The sequence below is a fragment of the Streptomyces sp. NPDC047072 genome, from assembly GCF_040643855.1.
Lineage (GTDB): Bacteria > Actinomycetota > Actinomycetes > Streptomycetales > Streptomycetaceae > Streptomyces.
In genome coordinates, this window is the sequence record NZ_JBEYVC010000019.1 from 51,906 (window position 1) to 78,484 (window position 26,579).

Here is a 26,579-nt window from a genome sequence, read left to right on the forward strand (position 1 = left end):
TCCTGCATCCCCTCAGTCAAAGGCGTGGACGATCTTCTCGAAGATGGCGTGCACACCACTCCAGTCGCCCGTGTCACGCTGCCCCGACCGAGCAGCCTTCACCTTTTTCTCGAACGCCTTCAGCACCAGGACCTTGTGCGAAGGCGACAGCGCCCCCTGGCGGCGCTGCACGGCGCCGATGAAGTCACCCATGTGGACCGGCGCCAGCACGCCGTCGATCGTCAGGACGTCCCTGCCGAGGTACATCTCCAGGGAGCCGGCGGCACCGTTCACGTCGGTCAGCGTTACGGCGGAGGATGCCACTTCGAAGGTGGGGTAGCGGGCCAGCAGGGGAAGGTCCGGGTAATGCAGCACCCGACATCCTGCCGGCAGCTTCTGTTTCTTCAGCTTGGCGAACGCCGCGTGCCCGCCGGCGTCGTTGTCGGCGATGGCCACGAAACGGTGGGCTACCCCTGCCGCGATGAACGCGTTCACCATGTTCGCGAGCGCGCCGACGCTGCCCTGGGGCTTTGATTCCGTGCCTGTGTAGTCGATGATGCGGACGAAGTCGACGAGGTGCGGGTGGGTGACGTGCATCGCCTCGGTGAGAACCCTGGAGTCGGTGCTTCCCTCCGTGAGCACGATCAGCGGGGCGTTGTCGGGCAGGGCCGCGAGCTGCCGCTCACGAGTCGGGCCGGCGATGGGCTGGTCCGTGTCCAGGCCGACGCAGCATCCGGTCAGCCCACTCACGTCCAGCCCGACCCGCATGTGATCCGGGGCCTGGTCGACGAGCAGTCGTACGAGGCTGCGGTCCTCGACGAACCAGCGCAGCTCTTCAACATCTGCGGCGGTCTCGCTCAATTCCATCAGGTACGAGACGTACTCCCGCCCGGTAGCGAACGACGTCTGTGGCCGGTGCGGTCCGATCGTCTCGCTGATGGCCGCGAGCAGTTCGGCGGGCCCGCGTGGGGGCCGGGCGAGGGCCTGGTACACCTGCTCGCCCCGGGCTTCCTGTTCGCGGAGCCCGCTCTGATCGTCGTAGGTCTTCCGCCATCGCTCGACGCCCTCCGCCAGCTCGGTGAGAGCGCGATGCGAGGTGAAGCCCTGCATGCTCAGGCGCTGCCGCAGAGCCCTCGCGGTGCTGTAGTAACCGAACGTGATCTCCTTCCCGTCCCAGTCGTCATCTCGCGAGTCGTCGTCAGCGTCGGCGACTACCAGCTCACGGTCGCTCTCGGTGAAGAGCGCTGCCAGTTCCTCGTTGTAGTGATCGCGGGTGTAGAGGAATTGGCCTTCGCCGACGACCAGGAAGGAGTGATGCCCCATCCCCGCAGGATCCCATCGCCTGAGGCGCGGTGCGGCCTGCTTTTCCAGTAGGCGTTGGGCAGACTCCGGCCCAGGTCTCGAAGTAGCGTGCCGTAGACCGGGACGCAACGGCCTATGCCGAACCCGCTGACCAGCACCATGGTCAAGCACACTGGGGTGCCCGCTACCCAAGTGCTTACGCCGTGGCGGCCAGCATGTCCCTCCCCGTTGTCGGCAGCCGGTCAATCAGCCACCCGCTGGCCCTGGTTGGCGAGGACCTGCGGATGGGCGCCTAGAAGATCAATTCCAAGAGATGTCTGCAGAGGGTGTGGAGCGGACGGCGGCCGAAGCCACCGCGAGACGGTCAGGCGGCGGGCTGCTGGCCCTGGTTGTCGAGGCGGCAGCGGGCTGTCAGGCGTCAGGGTCGACTTCGGGGTGCGTGAACCGCACGGGCTTGCCCAGCGACCGGGCGTAGGCGATTTCGGCCCGGGTGCTGTCCCCGATGTAGTCGCCGACCACGAGCACCTCATCAGCGAGCCGGATCATCGCCCGGTGCAGATCGCCGAGTCGAACCTTCAGCGCCTCGGCCTCGACAGGATCGGACCAAAGTTCGTGCGGCGACTTCATGTCAAAGCCCGGTTTGACGACAATCCTTCCGGCCTTGGTCTCCCGCAGATCGGCCTCGTTCATCTCGGTCATGAAACGGGTGGATCCGCAGATCACGACGATACGCGGGAGGCTCAATAGCCTCTTCGCGTCGGCGAGCTTCTCCGCGGGGGTGAGCAGCTGCGGGTACGACACGGGTTCCTCCTGGTGGCGTGGTCCAAAGGGCGCCCCCGGAGACGGAACGAGGGTGTCCAAGATCGTTTCGTGATGACCCGCGCGGGCGCTCTCGCGAAAGCACTCTATGCAACTGGACTCCATGCTCGGACAGTTCGCGTTCGAAACCATGGCCGAAGTAGTTCTTATCGCCGATGAGAGTCTGTCGGGGCGCTCTCGCAGAAGCTCGCATTCGGCTGCCAGGAGGCCGAGGAGGGTCTCGCGTTCACCGGCCTTAGCCTCGTCCCCTTGGACTAGATCATCTAGGCGGTGGCGAGGGCGTCGATCAGCCGACGCAGCGCGAGCAGGGCCGGCTGCGCGGCCGAGGTGTCGGTCAACTCGAGGACCGGTGTCGCCGGATCGAGGACCTCGATGAGTCGGCCGGCCCGGACCGGTGCGGGGATGTCTCGCAGCGCGGTCCTGAACGCGGAGCCGCTCCAGTGCGTCCGGGCCAGGGTCCCGGAGAGCTCGAACTCGGCTTCGGTCGGGCGCCAGTTGCCGTCGTCGAAGGCCGACAGGAGCGCGTAGGCGTCGCGTTCGAGTGCGTCGGTCATTGCCGTGGTTGTCACACAGGTCCCAACGAGGCGGGCAGTGCCCGGTGACGGGACGGCCTTGGCCTGCTGACGAACCGTGGTGGTGCGCCGAGCGCATCACGTGACGGGCGTCAGTCTGTCGCCCACTCCCGGTGCGGCTCGAACCATCCTCGATCCGGGTACCAGGCGAGGCAGCGGTCGGATGCCTGGGCGCCGATCAGCCAGAGGTGCGTGAACTCTTCGGGGAGTTTCGGCGGGAGCGGCGGCAAGGTGTCGGCATCGAAATGGAGGGCGTGGAAGGCCGCCCAGGGGCTGGTCATCGTCACTCCGACAACGGCGTGGCGCTCGTTGCCGCCGGCACGGGCGAGTTTGTCCTTGTTGCCTCGCATGTGTGCGGAATCGGCGTTGAGGTGGTCGTCGAGCCAGTCGTGGAACGGCGCCCACGTCACGTCGGCCGGGCCTCCGATCTCCCACAGGATGAACTGGACCCTCCCGCCGTCGCCGTCGTCGGCCGGGCGGGACGAGAGGCCGCGGATGCCCATGGCCCGCGCCTCGTCGGCGAGATCGCCGGGGTGAACCGAGAGGTTGTCGGGGCGCGGGACGTACTCGTAGAGGTGGCCGGCCGTCTCGAAGCGGGCCAGGAGATCAGGGAGCCACTCGGTGTACCTCGTGCCTTCCTGTTTCAAGCGGAAGCCGCCGGTGACATTGACGGTCCAATTCCGGGCGAGGTGCGGCGCGGCCAGGTCCGGGTGTCGGCTGAGGACCCCGGCGACTTCGGCATGGTGGCGATCCAGGGCCATCCAGATCTCGGCGTACCCGGTGCGGCCGTCGCCGTAGTCGATCCGGACGTCGGGCATCTTCTGCTTCTTGTTGTCGTCCTGGAGGTACACGCGAGCGCCGGTGAAACGCGCCAGGACTCGGCCCACCACCTGCTCGAAGTCGGGCGAGACATGGTCCTTGAACGCTTTCTCCCGTTGCTGCGGGGTCCGCAGGTCGATCGGATAGCCCCGCTGCCAGTCGTCGGTCATCCGGTCAGTGTGTCCACCCCCGCGACGATGGCGCTGCGAATTTTCGGGGCAGGACCTCGGCCACGACGAACATCAGCCTGCCGCGCCTGCCCGCCGCCGTTCATCTCGCTTCGGGGTTGATGTCGCCGTGCGTCCCGAGTGCGCCGCGGCTGGCCCGCTGGCGGGCCTGCTCCCGCTGCTTCACTTCGCCGAGTCGGTCGAACAGGTCCTTCCACGCCCGGCTGGCGGCGGCTTTCCTCTGCCCGCGGTCCGGCTGCGTGACGCGCGGCCGCTTGCGCTTCTTGTCCTTGGGGCCGCCATGATCACCGCTGGTCAGCTGGACCCTCTTGGGGGAGCCGTCGCGTCGTTGCCGGTTGCCGCTGGTCATACCTCGTGACGGTACGCCGCTGGCAGACCCGCCCGGTAGGGGGAGAGCACAGGTCCGTCCGGTGGCACGACGTCCTGGCGTCCTTGCAGGTCCTGCGCTGCGAGGGCACCGCGGGCGCGGCGGCGAACGTCTCGGCCCCTCCAGCCGGTGGATCCTGGGATTCCTCCCTTCAGACGGTCTCGGCTGCTCCAGGCTGTCCAGCTATGAGCCCTGAAGTGATGAGCCTGTGGACCGCCCTCGGTGGTGGCCTCATCGGAGGCATTCCAGGCGTAGTCCTCACCGCCGTCCTTGCCCGACGAGCGCGCGACAGGGATCGGAAGTACGAACGAGCGCACACGGCCTACCAGCAAGCCATTCTGGCCATGCTGAACACGGTGGAACTGATCAACTCCATCCGCACGGCGGACGGCACCTGGCCCGGCGAAGGGGTTCGCGAAGACTGGAACCGGTCCGCCTCCGACATGAGAGCAGCAATGGTGCAGGTCACCAAGGTGGGGCCGACCCACATCGCGGCGTCACTGCAGTTCTTCTGCTTCCTGGCCGATGTGGAGGCGCGCATGCTGCTCGCGCAGAGGGGGCTTTCGTTGTCGGCCCTGCTTGTTCCGCACGACGACGTCGTGCGCCTCCCGCCGCCTCCTCATCTGCCGGGCGCGAACTGGTTGTCGCCGTCAGTCGACGCGGTGGTGCGGCAGACGTCCTCTCGACGGCTCATGGACGAGGTTGCCGCGCTGACCGAAGCGGCGCTCGAGCGACCTCGGCGAATGCGTTGACGCTGCTCACTTGCAGGCTGGGACCCGGCCCAAAGTCAGGTGGCACAAGGCCAAACTCCGATGACCAGGACAGCCGCCCAGCCACAACCGGATGGCATCCGAGATGATCGGCTTGTAATAGTCGCACGCAAGTTCGATTATCGTGGGTATGGGCGCATCGGTGATGGACGACAGACGTGAGCACGGCACCGGTGAGACCTCGAGATCGCCGCTGAGCACCGTGCTGCCGCAGGGCCGTCTGCGGCCGGGGACGGCGGCCAGTGTCGGCGGGGACATGCCGCTGCTCCTGGCGCTCGCCGCGCAGGCCGCCCAGGGCACGGCTGGCTGGGCGGCCGTGGGGTTGCCGCAGCTGGGCATGCTGGCCGCCGAGGCCGCCGGCCTGGAGCTGGCCCGCGGCATGCGTATCGACGAGCCCGGCCCTCGGTGGGGGCAGGTTCTGGCCATCACGCTCGAAGCGGTCCCGGTCGTCCTGGTCGGTGCGCTGGGGCCGGTGAGTGATCAGGTGGCCCGCCGGCTGGGCGCCGTGCTGCGGCGGAGCGGGTCGGTTCTCCTCGCGGCGGACCGGTGGGAGGGCGCGGAGGTCCGTCTGCGGGTGGTGGCCGCCTCCTGGGACGGCGTCGGCCAGGGGCACGGCCTGCTGCGCGGGCGGAGGGTGACGGTCGAGGCCGCCGGTCGCGGTGCGGCAGGGGCTGCCCGTCATGCCGACATGTGGCTGCCCGGCCCGGACGGCCGGATCGCACCCCTGCACGATCTGCACGATCGCCGGCCGGACACCACGGCCAAGGAATCCCCGGTCCGCGGCCGACGCGCGGCCATGCACCTGGTGGGGTGACCCCGCCCGTGGCAGACAGAACCGTCGTGGCCTGGTCGCCCGACTTCCCCGTCATCGCGTGCGGCGGCACCGCCTCCGAGCCGGTCGCCGTCGTCGACCGCGACATGGTGGTGGCCTGCTCGGCCGCCGCACGGGCCGACGGCGTGCGGCGGCGGATGCGGCTGCGCAGCGCGCAGGCATGCTCGCCGCAGCTGCGGGTCGTCGAGCGTGACCTCGTGGCCGAGGTGCGGTCCTTCGAACGGGTGGCCGCCCATCTGGAGGCCACGGTGATGCCCCGCCTGGAGGTGATCCGTCCCGGGCTGCTCGCCGCCCCGGCTCGGGGACCGGCCCGTTACTGGGGCGGCGAACAACGTCTTCTCGAGCGTCTGGTCGCCGCCGTCGCGGAGCTGGGTCTGCCGGCCCGGGCGGGTATCGCGGACGCGGTGTTCACCGCCGCGCTCGCGGCCCGCCGGGGAGAGATCGTCCAGGCCGGCGGGGACGCGGCGTGGCTGGCGCCGTATCCGGTCGGCGTGCTGGGGGTCCGGCAGCTGGCGGAGCTGCTGGACCGGCTGGGGATCCGTACGGTCGGCGACTACGCGCGGCTGCCGGCCGACCGGGTGTCGGCCCGCTTCGGTACCGCGGGCCTCGCTGCGCACCGCACGGCCCGCGGCGAGGAGCCGCGCCCGCTCACCGTCCGCAGCGGCGGTGACGACTTCGCGGTGACGCACCGGTTCGAACCGGCGGAGGAACGGCTGGAGGCGGCGGCTTTCGCGGCCAAGGCGCTCGCGGACCGGTTCCACGACCGGCTGGCGGCGGCCGGTGCGGTGTCGGCCCGGCTCGAGGCGGTCGTCGACCTCGCCGACGGCCGCCGTCTGGCGCGCGTCTACCGCCACGAGGGCCGATTGTCCTCGCTCGCGGTCACCGAGCGGGTCCGCGGTGTCCTGCAGGCCTGGACCGAGGCCGGCGTGCTGGGCAACGGCGGCGGTCCGGAGCGGGGCATCGCCGCGCTGACCCTGCGGCCCGAGCAGCTCAGCCAGGACGCCGGCCGCCAGACCGCACTGTTCGGGGCAGCCCATACCTCCGAGGAGATCGAACGGGCCGCGGCCCGGGTGCAGGCGATCCTCGGGCACCAGGCGGTGGTGAGCATGGAGACCGTCGGCGGGCGCGCGCCGGCGGAACGGGTCCGCCTCGTGCCGTTCGGCGACGTCGCCGACACACGCCGGGATCCGGACGGGCCGTGGCCGGGGCGGCTGCCGGCTCCGTACCCGGCGGCGACGTTCCCCCAGCAGGTGCGCGCCGAGCTCGTCGACGCCGGCGGCCGCCCGGTGGCCGTCTCCGGGCGCCTGGCCCTGTCGGCCGCTCCCGCCCAGGTCGCGGTGGACGGGTACGGCCGGGCGGCGGTCACGGGGTGGGCCGGGCCGTGGCCCGTGCTGGAGCGGTGGTGGGACCGCGACGGCGGCCGTCGGGTCGCGCGGATGCAGGTCACGGCTGCCGACGGCCGGGCGTGGCTGATGGTGATCGAGCAGGGCCGCTGGTGGGCGGAGGCCAACTATGGGTGAGGTCCTCCGCTTCCCGGACCCACAGGCGGAACACGACGTCGTCGAGCGGGCGTGGGCCGAACTCCATGTCCACTCGGCCTTCAGTTTCCTCCAGGGCTGCGCGCAGCCCCACGAACTCGTCGACGAGGCCGCCCGGCTCGGGATCTCGGTCCTCGCCCTCACCGACCGGGACGGGCTGTATGCCGCGCGGCGGCTGACAGAAGCCGCGAAAGAGGCGGGGATCGGCACCGTCTTCGGCGCCGAACTGACGCTGAACGATCCCGAGTTGGGATCACCGGTGCTTCTCGCCCGCGGCCTGGCAGGTTTTCGCCGCCTGTCGGCGGTGATCAGCGCCGCCCAGCTGGCCGGCCGGAAAGGCGCTCCCCGCTACGACCTCGCCTCGTTCAGCGAGGCGGCGGCCGTCGGCCAGTGGGCGGTACTGCCGGGCTGCCCCGCCCCCGGAGCCGAACGGCGGGACGTGGCGGCCGTCGCCCGCCGGCTGGAGCGCCTCGTCGAGGTGTTCGGCCCCGGCGTGCACGCCGAGCTGGTCCACCACCATCTTCCCGAGGACTCGGTGGCCAACGACGCCATGGCCGTGGCGGCGCATCGCATCGGCATCCCCGTGATCGCGACCGGCGCCGTCCACTACGCCGCGCCGCGCCAGGCCCGCCTTGCCCAGGCCGTCGCCGCCCTGCGCCGGCGCGAGACCCTGGATCACGCCGCGGGCCACCTGATGCCGGCGCCGACCGCGCATCTGCGCAGCCACACGGAGATGGCCCAGTGGCTCGCCCGCTACCCGGGCGTGCTGGAGACGACCCTCGAGCTGGGCCGCTCCCTGGTGGTCGACCTCGACGAGCTGCGGCCCGAACTGCCCGGCTTCCCCACGCCGGCTGGGTACGACGAGGACGGGTGGCTGCGCTACCTGGCCGAGCGGGCCTGCGCCGCCCGCTACGGCGAGCGCGAGGACCCGGCCGCCGCCCGCGCCTGGCGGCAACTGGATCACGAGCTGTCCGTCATCGCCCAGCTGGGCATGGCCGGCTACTTCTTGATCGTCCACGACATCTGCCAGTTCGCCATCGGCCGCGGCATCTGGTGCCAGGGCCGCGGCTCGGCCGCCAGCTCGCTCGTCTGCTACGTCCTGCGCATCACCTCCGTCGACGTCCTGCGGCACGGAGGCCTCCTGTTCGAACGCTTCCTTTCCATGGAGCGCGGCAGCCCGCCCGACATCGACATCGACTTCGAAGCCGGCCGGCGCGAGGAGGTCATCCAGTACGTCTTCAACCGCTACGGCCGGCAGCACAGCGCGCAGGTGGCCAACGTGATCAGCTACCAGCCCAAACTGGCGGTGACCGACGCCGCCCGGTGCCTGGGGTACCCGGCGGGGCGGATCCGGGAGATGACCCGGCACCTTCACCACGAACCGCCCGGGCCCGACGCCGGCGTGCCCGCCGACGTCCGCGAGCTCGCCGCCCAGCTCCACACACTGCCGCGCCATCTGGGCGTGCACTCCGGCGGCATGGTCCTCACCCGCGAGCCGATCGGGGAATTCATGCCGGTCGAGTGGGCGACGGCCGAGGGCCGCTCCGTGCTCGGCGGCGACAAGGACGATGTCGCCGCAGCCCGCATGATCAAAATAGATTTGCTCGGTTTGGGTATTTTGTCCGCCTTGCATACGGCGGCGGACCTTATCCACGAACACTACGGCGTGCAGCTGGACTTGGCGTCGATCCCGCAGGACGACCCCGACGTCTACCGCATGGTCGCCGCCGGCCAGACCGTGGCGGTCTTCCAGGCCGAGAGCCGCGCCCAGGTCTCGACCCTGCCCCTGCTGCAGCCGCGCACCTTCGACGATCTCGCGATCGCCGCGAGCATCATCCGGCCGGGCCCCATCGCCGCGGGAAGCAAGAACCCGCTGCTGCGCCGGCGCCGCGGCGAAGAGCCGGTCACCTACCCGCACCCGCTTGCCCGGCGGGCGCTGGAGACCACCCTCGGCGTCTGCCTCTGGCAGGAGCAGGCCATGATGCTCGCCGTCGACTGCGCCGGCCTCAGCCCCGGAGAGGCCGACCGGCTACGCAAGGCCATGTCCGCCAAGCACTCGGTGGAGAAAGTCGCCCAGCTGCGCGGCCGTCTCGTGGAGGGCATGGCCCGCAAGGGCATCCCCCCGTCGGCCGCGCAGGAGATCGTCGGCATGATCGAGGCCTTCAGCGACTACGGCTTCCCCCAGTCCCACGCGCAGAGCATGGCGCACCTCATCTACGCGAGCGCCTGGATCAAGCTCAGATTTCCCGCCGCCCTGCTGGCAGCCACACTGGCCCACCAGCCCATGGGCTTCTACGACTCCCAGTCGCTCATCCAGGAGGCCAAACGGCTCGGCATCGCCGTCCGCGGCGTCGACATCCAGCTCTCCGACGTGCACTCCGTCCTGGAGCCCGACCCCGCCTCCGCCGGCACGCGCGCGATCCGGCGCGGGCTGACCAGCGTCACCGGACTCAGCGCCGAAACAGCCCGCACGATCGTGGCCGCGCGGGCCGAGCAGCCTTTCGCCGGTCTCGAAGACGTCGCCCGCCGCACCCAGTTGTCTGCCCGCCTGATGGAACGGCTGGCCGCGGCCGGCGCCTTCGACGCCTTCGGCGAGCACCGCCGCAGCGCCCTGTGGACGGCAGGCGTCTTCCCCCGCGGCGTGCAGCCCTACCTCCCCGGGCTCGGCGCGCTCGCGCCGGCGCCCGACCTCCCCGAGATGACACCGGCCGAGCAGACCGCCGCAGACTTGGCCACCACCAGGGCCAGCGCGGACATCCATCCCGTCCAGCACGTGCGCACCCGTCTCACCGGCTTCGGAGCCGTCACCGCGACCGCGGTCCGCGGCATGGCCGACCAGCAGCGTGTCCGTCTCGGCGGACTGGCGAAGTACCTCCAACGCCCGCCCACCGCCCGGGGCGTGGCCTTCGGGGTCCTGGAGGACGAGACCGGCATGACCAACCTGATCTTCTCCCCTCCCGTCTGGGAGCGCTGTCGGCGCACCCTGACCGAGGCCGCAGCCGTCGTCCTCGACGGGCACATCGAGCGGGCCTACGACGTAGTCAACGTCGTCGTCCACGACGTGCGCCCCCTCACGGTGCCCGCCCCGTCCCGCCGCCGACGCCGAAGATGAGCCCGGCCGGGGCACCGCCCGCCCATTCGACCAGGTCGTGCCGGAAACACCCTCAGGGACAGGAGTGCGCCGACCCCACGTCGCCCGGCAGTGGCCGCGGTCCGCGCTTCAACCTGAGCGGGCACCGACCTCGAAGCGCTGGAACAAGGCGGCGAAGAACTCCTCAAGCCCCGGTCGTGCACGATCCCGGTCGAGAAGCTCATGGGCGCCGAACCGGAACACCTCGTACCCGCTGAGCTTGAGTTCACGGTCGCCCCGCATGCCAGCCGCGTACGTGGCGGGGTCCGGCTGACCGTTGCGGGAGTAGTGCTGGGAGCCGTCGACCTCCAGGACGACTCGCTGACCGCGAGGCAGCAGGAGCAGGAAGTCCATACGGAACCGCAGCAGTGCTTCCCGGCCGCGTTCGCGGACGGTCTTCGGGTCCCAGTGCAGCCATACCTCGGGCAGCAGCGCAGGAAGGTTGTGCACAGCGGGACCGTGGATCTCGTGATAGAGGTCGAACAGGTGCCGTTGGGGCGGAGAGATATCGGGCTCAGGCAGACTGCGCACGAGCCGCTTGTACAACGACCTCTTCGCCTCGGCGTCGTCGGGAACACCGCGGGTGGCCTGCCACCAGGCCAGCAGATCGCGCCAGATAAGGCCGTCGGGACCGATCGGGCGGTCGTAAGCGAGGACGTCGTCCGGATCGCCGAGGATCTCGATGTCGTTGTCGAGGACGTCACCGAACCGGATGTCGGGCTTGGCCAGCGTGGCGAAGATCAGGGTCTTCGGCTGCCCGGTACGTGCCGACCGCGTCGACACGACGTTGAACACCGGGTAGCCGCCATCGTCGCCCACCTCGCGCAACTCGGCCGAGATCGCATGGAGATGGGGGTTGACGATGTCGACGACCCATCGCTGATCGTGCTCGTCAGGGATGACGTCGGCGCAGACCAGTCCCTCGATGAACCGTATGAACCGTGCATCGCTGGCGTCGAACGCGCCGAGCTGCTCGAAGAGTTCCTCGACGGTCCAGTCTCCCGGGTTGTTGAACACATGCTGGTCGATCCGGGCCCCCAGTCCTCGCCCCGGACTCGACAGCCACCCGCTGAACGGGTCATCGTCGAGCACCCACAGGCGGTCCAGCAGCTCCCGGAACCGGTCGGGACGGTGGACGATGTGCTCGATGCCGAGGTCCCGGGCGATCTCGTGCCGGGTCCTCTTGGGTATCTCCAGCGCGCTGTGAGGGGCCCAGAGGATGTCCTGGATCGCGTTGCGGGTGGCGGCATCCACCGGCCGCTGGTCCAAAAGCCGGCGTGCGACGGTCGGCAGCTCGTCCTCCGGCAGCGCGGCAAAGCTCTGCTCGAAGCGCTCGCGTTTCGACGCCTCGTCCTTGCCGGGCGGTGCGGGCAGACCGAGGCGCTCGCACACCTCGGCGATGTCGCGGTGCCCGTAAGCGTCACCGAGCGCCGAAACGACGTCCCCCACCAGCCGACGCAGTGTTACCAGATCCGTCCCGCCCGTCACATCACGATGCTAGAGAAGAACGCAGGTCACCGTCCCGGATTCCTGGTGGCCAGCGACATCTTCCGGCGAGCGACGGGAAGCGACAGACCTGAAGGCCTCAGAGGCCTACCCTGCGCCACGGCACGCGACGGTGACCGGCAGCGGACGGGTGAGCGCCATGGACCCCTGTCGGCACGGTGGCATTCGCTGGCGCGCTATCGTTTGCGGCGGCAGGAACTGCTGCCACCGTCCGCATCGAGTGGCCCGGACCCACGGATGCGATCCGGCGGGAAGAGGCGAACGCCACGTCAGTCGCACGACTTCACCCTGCGTCTGTCGGCGCGCCGGTCCGGGCAGTCGCGCCGCAGGACGGACGTCATCATGTCCACGGAACGCCAGGCCGTACAGCTGCGCCGCCGGTACACGGGCGAGGGGCACCAGGCTGCACTCGCCTTCTACCGCCGGCACGGCATGCACTTCGGGCTCGTCCCGGACACCCACGACCCGCAACAGCAGATCTTCGAGGCCGCCGTGCTGCACACCCTGGCCCGGCCCCACCCCGCCCTCGGCCCGCTGCCCACGCCAAACGGCGCGCCCTTCTGCCTGGCGGCCGCGTCCCCGGGGGTGGAAAGCCTCGTGCTGTGGCCGCACCCGGACCACCTCACCGCCTTCCTGCTCCACCTGCTGCCCACCCGGGCCGACGACGGTATCGCGGGACTTCCCGCACTGCGTACGGTCACCAGCCCCTACCAGGACCTGGTCGTCCGCCTGGTGGGCCGGGCCGCGCGCATCACCGTCCGGGCCACCGGAGCCGACGTCGAGCGGGCCCGCGCCGCAGCACTAGCGGCCGGCCGTGAACCGCTCTGGGACCAGACGGCGCCGGCCGCCGGGGAGCGGAACGCCTGGAGCACCCTCGTGGACGCCTTCGCGCCGGGCGAAGCCCAGCTGTGGAGCCGGGCCCTGCGCCGCCCCGGTCTCGCGGACCCGCAGACGTCTGCGCAATGGGCCCGCAGGGCACCGCTCGCTGGTGAACTCGAGGGCCCCAAGCCCGCCCAGTTGCTGCCCCGGCCGGTCGGACCCCTGGCTGGCACGATCCGCGGCACCGTGGCGGTCACCCCGGCCGGAGGCCTCGGCGCTGCCGGCTGCACCACCGTCGCCCTCCACCTCGCGGCCGCCCTCGCCCGGGGCGGCACCCAGGTCATCGTCCTGGCGGACGGGAACTCCCCGGCGTCCCCGCTCGCCTGGCCGGACCGGCGCTCCGGTGACGCATCGTGGCGCGACCTCGTACCCGGACTTCCCGCCCTGCGCGGCGCCGTCCTGCCAGAGGAACGCGAGGAGGCCCTCGCGCTCGTCGACCGCGCCCGAGCGCAGGCCGACGTGGTCATCGTCGATACCGGCAACGGCTCTCACCCCCACCTGTACCTGGCACGGGAGACCGACCTGGTCCTGGCGGTCACGCGCTACCAACAGCGGCACTGGATCGCGGACATCGAGCTCATCGACCGCCGGCCCGAGCACGTACGAATGTGGGCCTGGCTCGACCAGCAGTACCTCCAGCGACGGCCCGTCCGTGAACGGAGCGAAGAGCAACTGCTGCTGACGTTCCTCGATGTCGTCTTCGCCGACTGGGTTGCCCAGAAGAGCTGGGCGGACGCCGACCACTTCGCCTACTGGGAGCCCGACTGGGTCGTCGTGGACGAACTGCTGGAACTGGACGCCCGTGACATCGAGGACCTGCCCGCGGAGGACGAGGAACCCGACCTCGACCGCTGGCGGGCCGACTTCCTCGCCGCGGTCGACACCGAGGGGACACGGCGCTACCCGCGGCTGTGGCCCCAGATCGCGGCCGCGTGGCCCGAGCACAGCCGGCGCCGCAACCGGGCCGGTCTGCGAGCGACGGAACCCGAGCATGACGAATTCCGTGCGCTGCTGCAGGAGGTGCTGACCATGGTCGAGGCCGAGGCGATCACACGGTGGGGCAGCGACCTGTGGCAGGCCCACCACCGGCAGTGGGCGGTCCGGGCCGCCTCCGACGAACCCCTTGTCGATCCCTACACGGAACTGATCGAACGCGTCGCCATCCCGCAGCCCAGCACCGACATCGCCGACCGCCTCCTCCAGGCCGTGCATGACCTGCCCACCGCACGCCTGCTGTTCACGGTCAACCGCGTCCACGGAGACATCGACCCTCAGCAACTCGCCGAGGTCGGCAGCATCCTGCGCGACCGCGGCGCCCGCGGCGTCGCCTCCGTCCCCACCCTGCCCGAACTCGGCGAACTGCAGCGGCAGACTGCAGGACTGGCCGTCGCCGACGGAGCCCAGGCCGCCGCCGGCGCGCGCCTGGCCGTGGCCGTCACCGACCTGCTGGCCGCCTCTGGCCGCAGCTGATCGCCCGCTCGTCCCGGCCGGCTGCCTGGGCTGGGACGAGCAGCACCCGTGGACACGGCCAGACCGCGTCCACGGGGCACCTACCGCCAGCAGGGCGATTCCTGGAACGGAAACGGGGTGCCCGCCCTGTCGTGCAGGTGACGGCGGGCAGTACGCCCTCCCGATCAGCGAGGGTTCGTGCGGCCCCGGCCGGCCGGGGCCGCATCTGCGGAGACTTCGGCACCTGACCAGGTCACCGAGGTCTTCCCCGGACTACCGGCCACGAGGCCATCGGCACAGACGGGCAGCGCGAGACGCTTGAGGGCCACCTCCCGCAGGGTAGCGAGGCTGTCGTCCACAACCAGCTCGCGCGACCAACTGACCGTCCGCTGCTCCACCATGGGCTCCCTTGATCCGTCGTGACCCGCCCCCGGCCCGCTGGCGCTCAGTCTGGCAGTACACACCGACAGCCGGGGGCGGTGCGGTCCTCGGCCGAAGGGCCAGTCAGCACCCGTACCGGTCGAGTACCGCCCGGGTGGCCCGGTCCACTGCGTGCAGCGGGTGGATGCCGCCGTCCTCGGCGGGACCCAGGCGCAGCGTCGTACCGCCGTTGATGGGGGTGACGATGAGCACCCGGTCTTCGACGCGCGACTGGACGGCGTCGGTACGGTACGGGCTGGCGGCGAGGCAGTCGTCGGCGTACTCACGTGCGTAGCGGTCGTAGGGGCCGGCGAAGAAGTAGTCGGCTACGGGCCCTTGTTGCTGGCCCGCGGACAAGGCGACGAGAGCGGCCACGACGCCCGGTACCGCGGCGCGGGCGCCCGGGGCCTGGATCAGCTGCGGCCCGAACCGGTAGATGCTCCCGGCGCCGAGGCATGCGATGGCGCCGGCTGAGAGGATCAGCAGGGTGCCGTGAGATGCCAGAAGGTCGGCGCGCAGGCCGAAGGTGAGCGGCAGGGCGGTGACCACCATCACGAGCCAGGCCAGCCCGGCCAGTGTCGCGATCTGGAACAGGTTGGGCTTGGTCGGCCATGTCGGACGGGACGGGACCAGCGCCTGCTCGCGGGCAACCCACCGGCCGGCACCGCGCACGCGGCCAGCCTGCGGCGCGACGCCGTCCGTATGGTGCTCGACGAGCAGGGCTAGGACCGCGTCGCCGAAGGCGGCGGCTCGCTCGTGTACCGCGAACCGGTCACGCATCAGCTGGTTGAACTCGCCTATCCGGTCAGGCTGGACGCGCAGGCCCCGGCCCCGGGGGAAGGCACGGTTGAGGGGATGTCCCGGGTCGGGGAAGCCGGGCAGCGTGGGAGCGGACAGGCCGCCGACGCCGACGGCCTCGTCGATCGGGCCGGCGTCCGGGGCGGGGATGAAGGACTCGTACATCCGGGCGCGCTCTCGGTGTCCGCGGTGGCTGGCCTGCAGGGCCTGTGCCTGCTCGATCACCGCGTCGAGCAGCGGCTCGGACGGCGCGCTGCGCATCCGCTCCAGCGCGGCCTTGCCGGGGACCGCCCGCCACACGCCGCCGAGCCGGTTGAGCGCATGGTCCTTCCACATGTCCCGAAAGAACGGCCACACCCGGGCGATCGGCAGCCGTCGAGGAGGGCGCCGGCGGTCGAGGTGCGCGCGGAGCAGAGTGAGGGCGCTGCGGAGGTAGTCGGTCTCGGTCGTGTACTGGATGGCAACGGCGGTGCTGCGCACGTCGCGGGTGGCGTCGGTGTCGAGTTCGCCGACGCGCCGGGCGGCGGCGCGTGCCGCATCGCCCTGGGCGCGCAGCTCGGCGATCATCGTGTGCCAATCGCCGCTCATCCCCTACCCCCTGCTCCGACCGCGTGCCGCCCCGAGGCTACCCGTCCGGTCCGACACCCGACCCGAGTTGGGCAACCGCCTTCGCGCATCCCGCGGATGTCGACCGCGGATCAGGCTGCCTGGGCCTGTTCGGCGGGTTGGCGGTCCTCGTCCGCCTCGCCCGGCTCGCTGGAGGAGGCGGCCGCAGGGGTGTGCTGGTCGAGGCTGGACCAGTCCAGATCCACGTAGGCGGCACCCTTGCGTTCCAGGATCGGCCCGTACTCCTTCTCCAGTCGCCGGTACTCGTTCCCGCCTGAGCGCGGGTTCGTGTAGCCCGCCCATCTGCCCAGGTCGGCCCTGTTCAGCGGCAGGCCCGCGACCTGGTGGGCGACGTAGATCCGTTCGGCGAGCTGGCGCGGGGTCTCGTCCTTGGGGAGCGTGGTCAGGTCGATCTGGACACGGCGCTCGTCGCGTACTTCGTCGTCGCCTCCGTCCGAAGAGGCGTGCCCGTGCTCCGTGTCGGGTTCTTCGGCCTCGGGCTCGTCGCCGGTCTGCTCGTCGTGGCCCGTCTGCGCGGTCTCACCGGCGGCACCGTCCTGCGCGTCGTCCCCCTCGTCCTCGGGAGCTTCGCCGACCGCGTCGGACTGCGCGTCGTCCTGTGCCCCGGTGGGGTCCTCCTGCGTTTCGCGGGGTGCCGGTCCGGCGCCGGGCTCAGAATCGCTGTCCGGCTCGGCGCGGTGCCCGACCCGCACAGGTTCGGCATCCGCAGCGCGTTCGGCGCTGCCGGCCGCGGCCGGGGACGGGACGCCGTGCTCTTGCGCCGCCGGCGAAAGAGCCACCGCGGCGGCCGCCGCAGTCACCGGCGCCGGTGTCGGTGTCGGTGTCGGCGGGGCGGGAGCGGCAGGGACGGAAGCGGGCGGGCGCTGTCCGACGGCCGGCTGGGGACCGGCGGTCGGGGCGGTCGCCACGGAGACGGGCGCCTGGCCCGTGCCGACCGCTGTGGCCGACGGGGGTGGAGCGCCGTTGGCCGCCGTCGGCGGGGGCAGCTCGGCGGGTCCTGCCGACGGGGACGCAGGCAGGGCGGGATCAGCGGCCGTCGGAAGCGGACGCAGGGAGCCGGTGACACGGACGTTGCTGACGGTGGAGAGCAGCTCCGTGCGCCACGCCTTCCACATCTTCACGGGTGCGCCGATCGGCCAGGGCAGCCACAGCAGCAGGCTGTAGCCGCGGTCCTGGCCAGCCTTGCGGCGCTTCTGCCGGCCCATGATCACCTGCTCGACCTTGTAGAGCAGCATCTCGAGCAGCACGGCGTAGACCAGCGGCGGGACCATCGCGAGGAAGGCGCTCCCGGTGCCCGCCTCGGGGGCGTCGAACATGTTCATCGCCGCTGAAGCGCTGACGAACGCCAGGAGCAGGATCCGCGTGATAGCGGAGGAACGCAGGGTGAGGGCCTCGAAGAACCTGATCAGGGACAGGCTCAGCGCGCCCGCGTCGAGGAGCAGCGCGAACCCCGTGGCCGCGTCCCAGTCCCCGCCGTTGTGCGCGTGGGCGTAGTCACGCTGCGCCCCGAACGAGAGCCACGCGGCGATGCCGGCGAGGACGAACATCATCACGCAGCCGATCGCGAGAGCGATCACGGCCAGGCGGCGCTGCCACGCCTGGCGGCGCTGGTGGGCGAGTTGCGCGCGTTCCTCGGCACTCGCGTTCTGTTCCTGGGCACGGCGGCGGTTGCCCAGCACCATGCCGACGGCGACGACGGATCCGATCCCCGCCACGGCCAGGCCGGCGGGCAGCGCCCACGAGGAGGCGTTCATCACTGGCCTCCCTCCCGGGCGTGCCCGCTGGGGGCTTCGGCCCCGCAGGGCGGGGCGGCGGCGTGCGGCCGGCGGCGGATCATGCGCGCGGTCTCCTTCGTCGGATGGGTGCCCGAGGAGGCTCCTCGCTCTCTACAGGTGCGGGGGAGCGGTGCCGTGTGACACCGCGGGGCGGTGAATCTGACGGTGCGTTTCATGAGGCGGCGGATCCCCAAGCGGGCTGGTGGCGCTCGCCCTTGAGGAGGGTGCGCAGCAGGCCGACGGTCTCGGGGGAGGAGTCGATGCCTTCCTCGGCGTTGATGCGGGCGAGTTGGTGGGCGGCGCGTTCCAGTCCCTCGCGGTCGCCCATCTCGTGGCAGATGGTGAACAGGTCCCGGTAGAGCAGCTCCGACTGGTTGTCGACGAGCATGCCCTTGGTGACGGCCTGGGCGGCTGCGCGGTAGTCGCGTACCTGGCGGCGCCGTTCGGCGAGCTCGTGGGCGACGTCGACGATCGCGCTGATCATCTCCTGGATGTCCGCCTCGGCCCAGGTGTACTTGGAGGGGTCGACGTCGGCGAAGGGCCTGCCGCGGACCAGTGCGAGGGCCTGGGCGAGCGCGATTTCGGCGTCCTGTCCGTCGTGGTGCATGCCCTGCTGGTACAGCTCGCGGAACCTGTCCCAGTCGGAGGTCACGGGTGCGCGGAACTGGTAGATCCCGCCCTTGATCGGGGGGAGGTAGGCGGCCTGCGGGTCGGAGGGTTCGAGGCGCGGGTCCTGGCCCATCCAGGAGCGGAGCCGGCTGATCGCGGTGTTGCGGGTCTCGGCGTTGATGCGCATCCCGGGCCAGATCGCGTCGTCGAGGTCCTGGCGTCCCAGGCCCGGGTGCAGCACGAGATAGGCGGCGATCTCCATGAGGCTGTTGCGGCGGTTGCTTCCGATCCGGCCGCGCGCGCCCACCAGGGAGACCGGGCCGAGGACCTGGACCTGCGGGGCGGGCGTGGCGGGCGGCGGCGCGGCGAGCGCCGCGAGCACGGTGGACGTCGCGGCGCTCGGGCGCGGGACGATGCGGGTCCCGCTCACCGCCGGCTCCTGCTCGGGTTCGCCGCGCGTGGCCGCCGACAGCCCGGACTCCTCCATCTCGCCGTCCTCGCCGCCGTCGTCCGGTGCGCGTGTGTCGCGTTCGGCGAGTACCTCGCCGAGGACCGAGTCGAATGCGTCGGTGGGCTCGGCGGCGTCGGTGGGCTCGGCACCGTCCCACACCGCCGCGCCGAGCGCGGAGGCCTCTTCGTCACTTTCCGGCTGGTCCTCGCCGGCGATGGCGGGCTCGGCGGGTATGGCGTCGCCGTTCGGGTCGCCGCCGGGGTTGCCGTCTGTAGCGTGGGAGGGGCCGGCGACGGCGTCGGACAGCGCGCTGTCGCCCGTCTCCTCGGCCGGGGTGGGGTCCTCGGGGGTGAAGGCGGGCGCGAGGGAGCCGAAGCTGGGCAGGGCGGTGCTCAAGTCCCCCGCCTGGGCGGGAACCTGGGCCGGCGACGGTGTGCTCCAGGAGGTCTCGGGGGCGAGGGCGGAGGACTCCGTGGTGGTGCCGATGGCGGCCCGGGGGCCGTTGTGGTGGGCGCCGGTGTGCCCGGTCCATGCGGGTGGGGGCACGTCGTCGGTGCGGCTGGAGGTGGCCAGGAGCTGGACGAGCCGGTCGTAGGCCGCGTCGTCCAGGTACTGCAGCTTGACCGCCAGGTCCAGCCCGGGCAGTTCGACCGCGATACCCGGCTGCGCGGGCAGGGTCCACGCGCCGGGAAGATCGAGGTCCGCGGCGGCCGCCGTGACGACCGCGACCGATGTACGGGGCCGTGAGACGAGCAGGTCCTCGAGCGCGGTGGCGGCCCGGCCGGCGGCAGGGGCGGTGGACAACAGGATACGGGGGATCCAGGTGTCCCCGCCGGTCTCCTCGCTCAGCCGTGCGGCCCGCAGGTGGTCGTGTCCGCCGTCATCGAGGGCCTCGCGCTGGAACGTGTCGTGGGCCTGGAGCTCGGCGGTGGCCGTGGCCAGGTCGGTGTGGTGGTCGATCTGGTCGGGGTAGAGGTGGGGCAGGTCGCTGCCGGCTCCGGCGAGCACGATCTGCGTGGCGGGGGCCAGCTTGGAGGAGGCCAGCTCGACGGCGAGGGCGAGCATGACCGCGCGCACGTCGGACGCACTGCCCGACAGCCGCAGCAGGCCGATGCTCTCCAGGTCGACGAGGACCGCGTCGCCCTGTTCGGTCTCGCCGAGGCTGACCAGCGCGGGATAGGGCGGGGTGACGTCGGCGGCCTCGTCCTCGTCCAGCAGGGCGGCACCGCGGGCCGGGCACCACCACACCATCGGGTTGCCCTCACGCTCGGCGAACGGCGCCACCGGCGCGGTGGCGGCGGCCAGATGGAGCTCGACTCCGCGCGCGGCGATACGCATCGCCTCGATCTCGGGCAGCGGCCGGCCCGCTTCGCGGCAGCGCGCGGCCAGGGTGCGCAGGGCCCGGTCGGCGAGCGCGATGCCGGTGATGTCGGAGGCCGCGCGCAGCTGCTTCTCGAAGTCCGCGACCGCGCCGGACGGCATGGGGATGCGCCGCTTGGCGCGCCGCCGACGTTGCTGCCGGGCCCGGCGGGTGGCGAGGACGGCGAGCACGGCGGCCGCCAGGATGCTTCCGGCGGCCGCGACCGTCCGCACGCCCGACTCGCCGGAGCCGGTGTCGTGCTGGGGGGCGGGCTGCGCGGAGGCGTCGGGTGCGGCCGGTGCCGAGGGGGCCGGCCGCCCGGACTCCTGTGGCGCCGGGGTCTGCGTGGCCTTCTCGTCCGGGCCATCGGTCGGCTGGCTGGTGCCCTGGCTGTGCTGCTCGTCCTGGTCGGGCTGGGGGTGGCCGGGCGTGGGTTCCTGCTGCTGGCTGCCGCGGTCGTGTTCCGGAGCGGCCGTGTCCGCACGGTCGTCCGCGGGCGCGTGAGCTTCGGGGATCTTCAGCTGCCAGCCCGGGTAGATCATGTCCGGATCGGTCAGGGCCCGGCCGTCGCTCTGGCGTACGCCGTCGTTGGCCTCGGCGATCGCAGGGTAGTCGTCGGCGTTGCCGAGTTCGTCCTCGGCAATGGACGACAGAGTCTCGCCGGGTCGGACCGTGTGCTCCGTGTCGTGAGCGGCTGTCCTGTCGTTCTGGGTCCGCGCGCCGCCCTCGTCGGCGGAGGCCTCGGGCGTAGCGTCGGAGGGAAGGCGCAGGGTCCAGCCCGGCTGGAGGACGGTGGTGTCCTCCGTCAGATGTTCTCCGCCGGGCTGGGTGACGCCCTGGTTGGCCTCGACGATCTCCCGCCAGCGCAGGCCGCTTCCCAGACGCTGCTCGGCGATGTCCCACAGGGTGTCGCCCGGTTTGACATGGTGGACCGGGCCGGTGTGCGCGCTCTGCACGGCCGACGTCTGCTCGGCCATGGCGGCAGCGGACGCCACCGTGCTCGCCACGGGTGTGACGGTGGCCGTCGCGGCGGTCTGGGGCGCGGCGGAGGCGGGAGCGGCGAAAGCGCCGCTGGCGGGCAGCAGCAGGATGATGCCGCCGACCAGGATGCCCGCCAGCCGTTGGGTCCCGCTGAGCATCCGCAGCCGGGGGGCCTTGCGGTGCCGGGCGAAGGACGCGGCTTCCAGGACGACGGACAGCGCGAAGGACAGCCAGCCGTACCAGCCGATCAGGGTGATCGCGCCGAGGAAGAGCTGCCCGGTGTCCTGCTCGGTCAGGGCGGTGGTGATCTCGCCGGCGGAGGGCACGTGGTGGGGCAGGACCCCGATGTGGAACAGGGCGTACGGGACGGCCGCCAGCAGGAGCAGGAGGGCGGCCAGGGAGAGCAGACCGCGGGCGAAGGCGGCGGACTTGCTGCGGGTCTTCATCGTTACCCCCGGTAGACCAGGTCGGCCCGGCCGGTGCCGGTCACGGACCAGCCGCCGCCCGGCAGGAAGACGGGGGAGTAGGTCTCGTGGACCGTCACGTCCAGGGAGGCCCCGTCGTCGCTGACCGTCACGCTCCCGCTGACACCGGCGCGGGACAGGTAGGACCGGGCGGCCGCCACCGCGGCGTTGCGGTCGACCACGACGCCCTCACCGGCGATGGCCTTGCCGGCGTCGATCGCCTGCCCGCCGGCGCGGGCGGCCTCGTTGGCCACTCCTTCGGCGTTGTTGAGCGCGCGCAGCTTGCCGCCGCCGTCGACGACCAGGGCGGCGACGGCGAACAGCCCGACGATCGTCACCAGGACGAACAGCGACAGCGCGCCGTCGTCCCGCCGCCACCAGCGCGGGTGCGCGGCGGCCGGGCGAGGGGACGCAGGGGTGGGGCGGGCGGCGGTCATGGCTTCCTGTTTCAGTCGCGCTGGCGGTAGGAGTCGATCGAGCTGGTGAAACTGCTGGTCAGGGTCTTGGAGCCGGGCATGCCTGGCATGCCGATGTCGGAGAGGCGCACCGTGCAGCTCACCGTGGCGGTCGTGGTGGCGGCCGTGCCCAGCGGGGCGTCGAACCCGTCGGTGGTGATGTCGACCGACACCGCGGTGCACGACAGGCCCTGGTCGCGCAGCCCGGCGCGGGCGTCGTCGGTGCCGGCGGTGCGCGCGGCACCGGCGTCGCGTTCGAGCGAGGCGGCCCGGGCGGCGTTGCGTGCCGCGGTGTCGACGGCGTTGCCCGAGGCCTGGATCCGTCCGAAGGCGACGACCAGCAGCAGCACCAGGATCAGCACCGGGAAGAGGATCATGGCCTCCAGCGACAGCGCCCCCCGGTCGGGGACGCCCATTCGCCGGCGCAGGGCGGGGATGGTCACTACGGCTCCGTGATGCGTTCGGTCGCGGCCTGGGCGTGCTGGCTGATCGGCAGCGTCACCCCGGGGATGAGGGTGTCGACGTGCCCGGTGACGGTGATCCGCACGCTCTGGCCCCGGCTGCCGCTGACGTGGGCGCCGGAGATGCTGCCCCCGGCCCGGCTGAGGAAGTCCCGGGTCTCCCTCGTGCCGGCGTCCAGACTCGAGCCGCGGCCGCGGGCCGCTTCGACTCCCTGCTGCGCCGCGGACAGCGCCACGTTGCGCGCATGCCACCACAGGCCGGCGTGCACGGTCAGCAGGATGAGCATCAGCACGACGGGGAAGATGACCATGAGCTCCAGGGACAGAGCGCCGCGGTCGCGGGCAGAGCTGCGCGCAGCGACGGCGCGCAGCCACCGGCCGGCCTGTCGTCCGGTTCGGGTCACTTGATCTGGTCTGCCTTCTCGTTGACCTTCGTCAGCAGCACAGCGGCCGCGACGATGGCGATGCCCACCAGCGACCCGACGATGATCATGGCTTCGATGGACAGGCCGCCGCGGTCCTCGTCCTTGAGGGCGCGCAGCTTGGCCGCCTCCGCACGGGCGCGGGTGACGAGGAGGCTGAGGATGGGGTCGTTGAGCACGGTGGTTCCTTGTCGTTGTCAGGCGGACATGATCCGCGTCAGGGCGGGATAGCCGATGTAGATGGTCATGATCACGACGAGGGCGGAGACCGGCATGACCATCTTTTCCGAGGCGTTGTTCGCCTTGGCCTTGGCGGCGGTGACCAGGGCTCCGGACAGGGAGCGGGCCTGGGCGCCGAGGGTCTCGCCGACCGCCGCGCCCTCTTCGCCGGCGATCGAGATGATGTCTGCGGGGGCGCCGAGCTCGGGTACGTCGAGTTCCTCCGACAGGCGGCGCAGGCCCTCCCAGGGGCTGATGCCCTCCAGTTCGGCCCGGGTGATGGCGTCGCGGATCTTGACGAAGACCCAGCCATCGCCGACTTCCGCCGCGCGCTTGAGGGCCTGGGTCGGGGCGGCGTCCGCGGCGCGCTCGAGCTGGACCAGGCGCAGGTAGGTCTTGATGGCGTGGCGGAAGTCCGCGCGGGCTTCGACGGCCTGCTGCTTGACGTGGATGTCGGGGACGAACCAGAACAGCACGCCCAGGACCAGCCCGGCGAGCGCGGGCACGGGGAAGGGCATCGGGTAGCCGGCCGCGGCGGCAACGGAGAGCAGCAGCGCGGGCAGCACCAGCCCGTACAGGCCGAGGGCAACTTTGATGCCGACGTGCCGGGTGGGGCTGCGGCCGATGAGTTCCAGTTCCTGGCGCGGCAGGCGCAGGGTGCCTTCGCCGGCCGAGCGCAGCAGCGCGGCGCCGAGTTTGTCCAGGCCGCCGGCCGGGGCGGTGGTGCGTACCGGCTGGAGGTTCTCCAGGCGGCTGGCGTCCATGCGGGAGATGACGTCGCCCACGTCGGGGCGGCCGGGGGCCAGGCCCCGGTAGGCGACGACGAGTCCGACGCCGGCGGCCGCGCCGCCGAGGACCGCGAACGGCGAGATCATGCACTCTCCTTCACGAGCGTCAGGGTGGTGGTGCCGCCCGCGCGGTCCTGGGCGGTCAGGAACCGGGGGGTGGGCTCGATGATGGCCATCCGCCGCATCCAGATCTTCACGACGATGAACGCCGCGACCAGCACGGTCAGGACGAGCTGGCCCATGACGGTGGAGTACGGCTCGGCCCATGCCGTGGAGAGCATGGACAGTCCGAAGATCACCAGGCAGAAGCCGGTCACCCAGCGGTCGTTGGTCCGCGGCTTCTGCCGTTCGGCCTCGATCTCGCGGCGGGAGAGGACTTCGTAGGACAGGCCGGAGGCGAGTTCGTTGAGCGCGCGGCTGAGGCCTGCCCCGCGGTCCTCGACGTGCAGGATCATGAGGGCGACGACCTCGTCGGCGGTGGCGTCGTTGAGTTCGTCGGCGAAGGCCCGGTAGGCGTCGGCCGGGTGCCAGCCGGCGGACATCCGCGAGACGAGGAGGGTGACTTCGTCCTTGATGGCGGCGGGCACCGTCTGGAGGCTGCGCTGGATGCTCGCCTCCAGGCTGACGCCGACGGTGTGGATGTCCGCCAGGCGGCGCACCCATTCCTCGACCGCTTCGAGCCGGGCGATCTCGCGGGTGGCGTTGGCACCGGGGTTGAGGAGCCAGGGCAGGCCGATGACCACGACGGCGGTGACCAGTCCGCCCATGGGCCACCGGCTGAACAGCCAGACCACGAGGCCCGCGACGAGGGCGGCGGTGAGGCGTGTGCTGGAGCGGGCCCACCAGACGACGGGGCCGGGCTGGTTGTCCAGGCCCAGCAGGGCGCGCAGCCGCTGCCGGGCGCGGCTGCGGCGGTGTGCGGGCCGGTCGGCCCAGCCGGTCAGGCCGGCTGCGGCGATGAAGACGCCGGCCACTGCCGCGACGGCGGCGAGCGCGGCGATCAGGGCGTCGAGGTCGATGTTCACAGCGGCATCACCGTCTCCAGGCGCTCGCTCCAGGTGCCCCACGCCCGGGTCAGCGCGTGGCGTGCGAAGCCCGCGCGTTCGATGTCGGAGAGGTAGCGGGGGCTGGGCATCTGCTGGGGGACGGCGCGCGGTTCGCGGATGCCGTCCTGCTCGCGGGGCGCGAAGACCATCTGGTGGCTGGGGCGGTTGTTCTCGCCGATGCCGGTGATCTCCATGACGTGGCTGACGAAGCGGTGCTTGCGTCCGGACCGCCCGCCGGCGTCGACGAGTTCGGTCTCGTCGACCAGACGGATGTAGACGACGAGGTCGATCGCCTGGGCGACCAGGCGGTAGGCGAGCGCCTCGGACATGCCGATGCCGGCTTCCAGGCACAAGGTGACCAGCCGCTCCGCGGACAGCTGGGCGGTCTCGGCGTGCAGGGTGCACATCGAGCCGCCTTCGCCGGTGTTCATGGCGTGCAGCATCGGCACGACTTCCTTGGAGCGGACCTCGCCGACGATGATCCGGCGCAGCGACATGCGCAGCAGCTGCGGGAAGAGGTCGGAGAGGGTCAGCTCGCCCAGCGGCTTGCCGTCCGGGCCCCGTTCGCCGTTGCTCTCCCGTCCCTCGTAGGCGATGACCTCCGGCCCGTCGGGGTCTTCGTGGAGGTAGAGCTCGTACTCGCTTTCCAGGGTGCCCACGCGCTCGGTGCGGGGGATCTCCCGGGCCATGGCGCGCAGCAGGGACGTCTTGCCGGCGCCCTGGGAGCCGACGATGACGATGTTCTTGCGGGCCTTGACCGAGGCGCGCAGGAAGTCGGCCAGGGTGCTGTCGATGGTGCCCCACTTGACGAGGTCGTCCAGGCCCTGGCCGCGGGTGCGGTGGCGGCGGATGACGATCTGCGGGCGCGGGGTGATGAGGTAGCTGGCGGCGAGGCGGGAGCCGTCGCCCAGGCGCATGTTGAGGTTGGGGGTGGCGGGGGTGAGCGCGCGTTCGCCCTGTCCCTGCATGCGGGCGATGTGGTTGATCAGCCGTACGAGTTCGCGGTCGTTCGGGGCGATCGGGTCCCACTGCTGGCTGGGCCGGTCGGCGAAGTCGACGCGGACCCGGTCGCCGTTGATGAGGATGTTTTCGACGTTCGGGTTGTCCAGCAGCGGCTGCAGGCGGCCGGCGCGGAACAGCTCGTCGAACACCGCCTGGCGCAGCTGGGTCTCCTGCGCGTCGGTCAGCGCCGTGGCGGTGGTGGCCGCGTAGCGGGTCGCCCACTCGCTGACGGTCTCCCTGATGATCTTCAGGCCGAGCTGGCGCTGGTCCTGGCCGGTCATGGTGCCGTCGGCCGCGCTGGCCTGTCCGATCTTGGAGCTGGCCTGCTGGCGAAGCTCGGCGATCACCTCGTAGCCCACCGGAAGCATGCCCGGGCCCTGCCCGCCCGAGGCCAGGGGCGTGGTGGGCACGGCGGCGGGGGAGGCCACCGCGCGCAGGGCGGGGCCGTCGGCGTCCGGGGCGGTGCTGCGCTGCTGGAGCCGCTGCTCGAACAGGGCGTCCAGATCGTGAAGGGCAGGGGGAACGCGTTCAGGTCGGATGTCGGTCATGAT

General features: G+C 71.8%; 21 protein-coding genes. 5 read left to right on the plus strand and 16 right to left on the minus strand.

What is annotated here, in order from left to right:
* Positions 1 to 12 precede the first annotated feature (12 nt).
* The 5 genes from ABZ896_RS11480 to ABZ896_RS11500 form a co-directional block, all read right to left on the minus strand.
* Positions 13 to 1,302: a HEPN/Toprim-associated domain-containing protein gene (locus ABZ896_RS11480; protein WP_360925634.1), complete on the minus strand. Its 1,290-nt coding sequence runs from the start codon at positions 1,300 to 1,302 to the stop codon at positions 13 to 15.
* Positions 1,303 to 1,692: 390 nt separating this feature from the next.
* On the minus strand, positions 1,693 to 2,082 hold the full coding sequence (locus ABZ896_RS11485) for a hypothetical protein (RefSeq protein ID WP_360925637.1): 390 nt from the start codon (positions 2,080 to 2,082) through the stop codon (positions 1,693 to 1,695).
* Positions 2,083 to 2,363: 281 nt separating this feature from the next.
* Positions 2,364 to 2,654, minus strand: coding sequence for a hypothetical protein (locus ABZ896_RS11490; protein WP_360925639.1), 291 nt, complete (start codon positions 2,652 to 2,654; stop codon positions 2,364 to 2,366).
* Positions 2,655 to 2,764: 110 nt separating this feature from the next.
* Positions 2,765 to 3,661: a hypothetical protein gene (locus tag ABZ896_RS11495; protein WP_360925642.1), complete on the minus strand. Its 897-nt coding sequence runs from the start codon at positions 3,659 to 3,661 to the stop codon at positions 2,765 to 2,767.
* A gap of 100 nt (positions 3,662 to 3,761) precedes the next feature.
* Positions 3,762 to 4,028 (minus strand): hypothetical protein, encoded by a 267-nt coding sequence (locus tag ABZ896_RS11500; protein ID WP_360925645.1) that lies wholly within the window; start codon positions 4,026 to 4,028, stop codon positions 3,762 to 3,764.
* A 203-nt stretch (positions 4,029 to 4,231) separates the two neighbouring features.
* On the opposite strand from ABZ896_RS11500, the gene ABZ896_RS11505 reads away from it, so the two are divergent.
* The 4 genes from ABZ896_RS11505 (at position 4,232) to ABZ896_RS11520 (ending at position 10,298) form a co-directional block, all read left to right on the plus strand.
* The gene (locus ABZ896_RS11505) at positions 4,232 to 4,798 is read left to right on the plus strand and encodes a hypothetical protein (RefSeq protein ID WP_360925647.1); all 567 of its coding nucleotides are present in this window, start codon (positions 4,232 to 4,234) and stop codon (positions 4,796 to 4,798) included.
* A gap of 148 nt (positions 4,799 to 4,946) precedes the next feature.
* Positions 4,947 to 5,630, plus strand: coding sequence for a hypothetical protein (locus ABZ896_RS11510; protein WP_360925650.1), 684 nt, complete (start codon positions 4,947 to 4,949; stop codon positions 5,628 to 5,630).
* Between the two features lie 8 nt (positions 5,631 to 5,638).
* The gene (locus ABZ896_RS11515) at positions 5,639 to 7,168 is read left to right on the plus strand and encodes a DNA polymerase Y family protein (RefSeq protein ID WP_360925652.1); all 1,530 of its coding nucleotides are present in this window, start codon (positions 5,639 to 5,641) and stop codon (positions 7,166 to 7,168) included.
* Positions 7,161 to 10,298 carry an error-prone DNA polymerase gene (locus ABZ896_RS11520; protein WP_360925655.1) on the plus strand — a complete coding sequence of 1,046 codons (3,138 nt, stop codon included), beginning with the start codon at positions 7,161 to 7,163 and terminating at the stop codon, positions 10,296 to 10,298. The genes ABZ896_RS11515 and ABZ896_RS11520 overlap by 8 nt, the downstream gene beginning before the upstream one ends.
* A 108-nt stretch (positions 10,299 to 10,406) precedes the next feature.
* Here the strand turns inward: ABZ896_RS11520 and ABZ896_RS11525 are convergent, their stop codons facing one another.
* A complete protein-coding gene (locus ABZ896_RS11525; RefSeq protein WP_360925658.1) occupies positions 10,407 to 11,804 on the minus strand; it encodes a hypothetical protein in 1,398 nt (465 codons plus the stop codon).
* Positions 11,805 to 12,164: 360 nt separating this feature from the next.
* On the opposite strand from ABZ896_RS11525, the gene ABZ896_RS11530 reads away from it, so the two are divergent.
* Positions 12,165 to 14,171 (plus strand): hypothetical protein, encoded by a 2,007-nt coding sequence (locus ABZ896_RS11530; RefSeq protein WP_360925661.1) that lies wholly within the window; start codon positions 12,165 to 12,167, stop codon positions 14,169 to 14,171.
* A 483-nt stretch (positions 14,172 to 14,654) separates the two neighbouring features.
* On the opposite strand, the gene ABZ896_RS11535 is transcribed toward ABZ896_RS11530, so the two are convergent.
* The 10 genes from ABZ896_RS11535 to ABZ896_RS11580 all read right to left on the minus strand — a co-directional run bounded on the left by ABZ896_RS11535 (position 14,655) and on the right by ABZ896_RS11580 (position 26,576).
* On the minus strand, positions 14,655 to 15,956 hold the full coding sequence (locus ABZ896_RS11535; protein ID WP_360925664.1) for a hypothetical protein: 1,302 nt from the start codon (positions 15,954 to 15,956) through the stop codon (positions 14,655 to 14,657).
* Between the two features lie 110 nt (positions 15,957 to 16,066).
* Entirely contained in the window at positions 16,067 to 17,749 is a 1,683-nt protein-coding gene (locus tag ABZ896_RS11540) for a DUF2637 domain-containing protein (protein ID WP_360925666.1), read from the minus strand.
* Between the two features lie 193 nt (positions 17,750 to 17,942).
* Positions 17,943 to 21,617: a LysM peptidoglycan-binding domain-containing protein gene (locus tag ABZ896_RS11545; RefSeq protein WP_360925669.1), complete on the minus strand. Its 3,675-nt coding sequence runs from the start codon at positions 21,615 to 21,617 to the stop codon at positions 17,943 to 17,945.
* 2 nt (positions 21,618 to 21,619) lie between these two features.
* Positions 21,620 to 22,072 carry a hypothetical protein gene (locus tag ABZ896_RS11550; protein WP_360925671.1) on the minus strand — a complete coding sequence of 151 codons (453 nt, stop codon included), beginning with the start codon at positions 22,070 to 22,072 and terminating at the stop codon, positions 21,620 to 21,622.
* Positions 22,073 to 22,083: 11 nt separating this feature from the next.
* Positions 22,084 to 22,533 (minus strand): TadE/TadG family type IV pilus assembly protein, encoded by a 450-nt coding sequence (locus ABZ896_RS11555; protein WP_360925674.1) that lies wholly within the window; start codon positions 22,531 to 22,533, stop codon positions 22,084 to 22,086.
* A complete protein-coding gene (locus tag ABZ896_RS11560; protein ID WP_360925677.1) occupies positions 22,533 to 22,955 on the minus strand; it encodes a TadE family protein in 423 nt (140 codons plus the stop codon). Before ABZ896_RS11560 ends, ABZ896_RS11555 begins: the two co-directional genes overlap by 1 nt.
* Positions 22,952 to 23,152, minus strand: a complete 201-nt coding sequence (locus tag ABZ896_RS11565; RefSeq protein WP_360925679.1) for a hypothetical protein — start codon at positions 23,150 to 23,152, stop codon at positions 22,952 to 22,954. The genes ABZ896_RS11560 and ABZ896_RS11565 overlap by 4 nt, the downstream gene beginning before the upstream one ends.
* 18 nt (positions 23,153 to 23,170) lie before the next feature.
* The gene (locus tag ABZ896_RS11570; RefSeq protein WP_360925682.1) at positions 23,171 to 24,067 is read right to left on the minus strand and encodes a type II secretion system F family protein; all 897 of its coding nucleotides are present in this window, start codon (positions 24,065 to 24,067) and stop codon (positions 23,171 to 23,173) included.
* Positions 24,064 to 25,005 carry a type II secretion system F family protein gene (locus ABZ896_RS11575; RefSeq protein ID WP_360925685.1) on the minus strand — a complete coding sequence of 314 codons (942 nt, stop codon included), beginning with the start codon at positions 25,003 to 25,005 and terminating at the stop codon, positions 24,064 to 24,066. Before ABZ896_RS11575 ends, ABZ896_RS11570 begins: the two co-directional genes overlap by 4 nt.
* Positions 25,002 to 26,576, minus strand: coding sequence for a CpaF/VirB11 family protein (locus ABZ896_RS11580; protein ID WP_360925688.1), 1,575 nt, complete (start codon positions 26,574 to 26,576; stop codon positions 25,002 to 25,004). The genes ABZ896_RS11575 and ABZ896_RS11580 overlap by 4 nt, the downstream gene beginning before the upstream one ends.
* Between the last annotated feature and the right edge of the window lie 3 nt (positions 26,577 to 26,579).

Excerpts from the sequence above, each read along its gene's own strand:
- ABZ896_RS11480 (WP_360925634.1), bottom strand. The coding sequence starts at position 1,302 with ATGGGGCATCACTCCTTCCTGGTCGTCGGCGAAGGCCAATTCCTCTAC.
- ABZ896_RS11490 (WP_360925639.1), bottom strand. The coding sequence starts at position 2,654 with ATGACCGACGCACTCGAACGCGACGCCTACGCGCTCCTGTCGGCCTTC.
- ABZ896_RS11495 (WP_360925642.1), bottom strand. The coding sequence starts at position 3,661 with ATGACCGACGACTGGCAGCGGGGCTATCCGATCGACCTGCGGACCCCG.
- ABZ896_RS11500 (WP_360925645.1), bottom strand. The coding sequence starts at position 4,028 with ATGACCAGCGGCAACCGGCAACGACGCGACGGCTCCCCCAAGAGGGTC.
- ABZ896_RS11505 (WP_360925647.1), top strand. The coding sequence starts at position 4,232 with ATGAGCCCTGAAGTGATGAGCCTGTGGACCGCCCTCGGTGGTGGCCTC.
- ABZ896_RS11510 (WP_360925650.1), top strand. The coding sequence starts at position 4,947 with ATGGGCGCATCGGTGATGGACGACAGACGTGAGCACGGCACCGGTGAG.
- ABZ896_RS11520 (WP_360925655.1), top strand. The coding sequence starts at position 7,161 with ATGGGTGAGGTCCTCCGCTTCCCGGACCCACAGGCGGAACACGACGTC.
- ABZ896_RS11530 (WP_360925661.1), top strand. The coding sequence starts at position 12,165 with ATGTCCACGGAACGCCAGGCCGTACAGCTGCGCCGCCGGTACACGGGC.
- ABZ896_RS11535 (WP_360925664.1), bottom strand. The coding sequence starts at position 15,956 with ATGAGCGGCGATTGGCACACGATGATCGCCGAGCTGCGCGCCCAGGGC.
- ABZ896_RS11540 (WP_360925666.1), bottom strand. The coding sequence starts at position 17,749 with ATGAACGCCTCCTCGTGGGCGCTGCCCGCCGGCCTGGCCGTGGCGGGG.
- ABZ896_RS11545 (WP_360925669.1), bottom strand. The coding sequence starts at position 21,617 with ATGAAGACCCGCAGCAAGTCCGCCGCCTTCGCCCGCGGTCTGCTCTCC.
- ABZ896_RS11550 (WP_360925671.1), bottom strand. The coding sequence starts at position 22,072 with ATGACCGCCGCCCGCCCCACCCCTGCGTCCCCTCGCCCGGCCGCCGCG.
- ABZ896_RS11570 (WP_360925682.1), bottom strand. The coding sequence starts at position 24,067 with ATGATCTCGCCGTTCGCGGTCCTCGGCGGCGCGGCCGCCGGCGTCGGA.
- ABZ896_RS11580 (WP_360925688.1), bottom strand. The coding sequence starts at position 26,576 with ATGACCGACATCCGACCTGAACGCGTTCCCCCTGCCCTTCACGATCTG.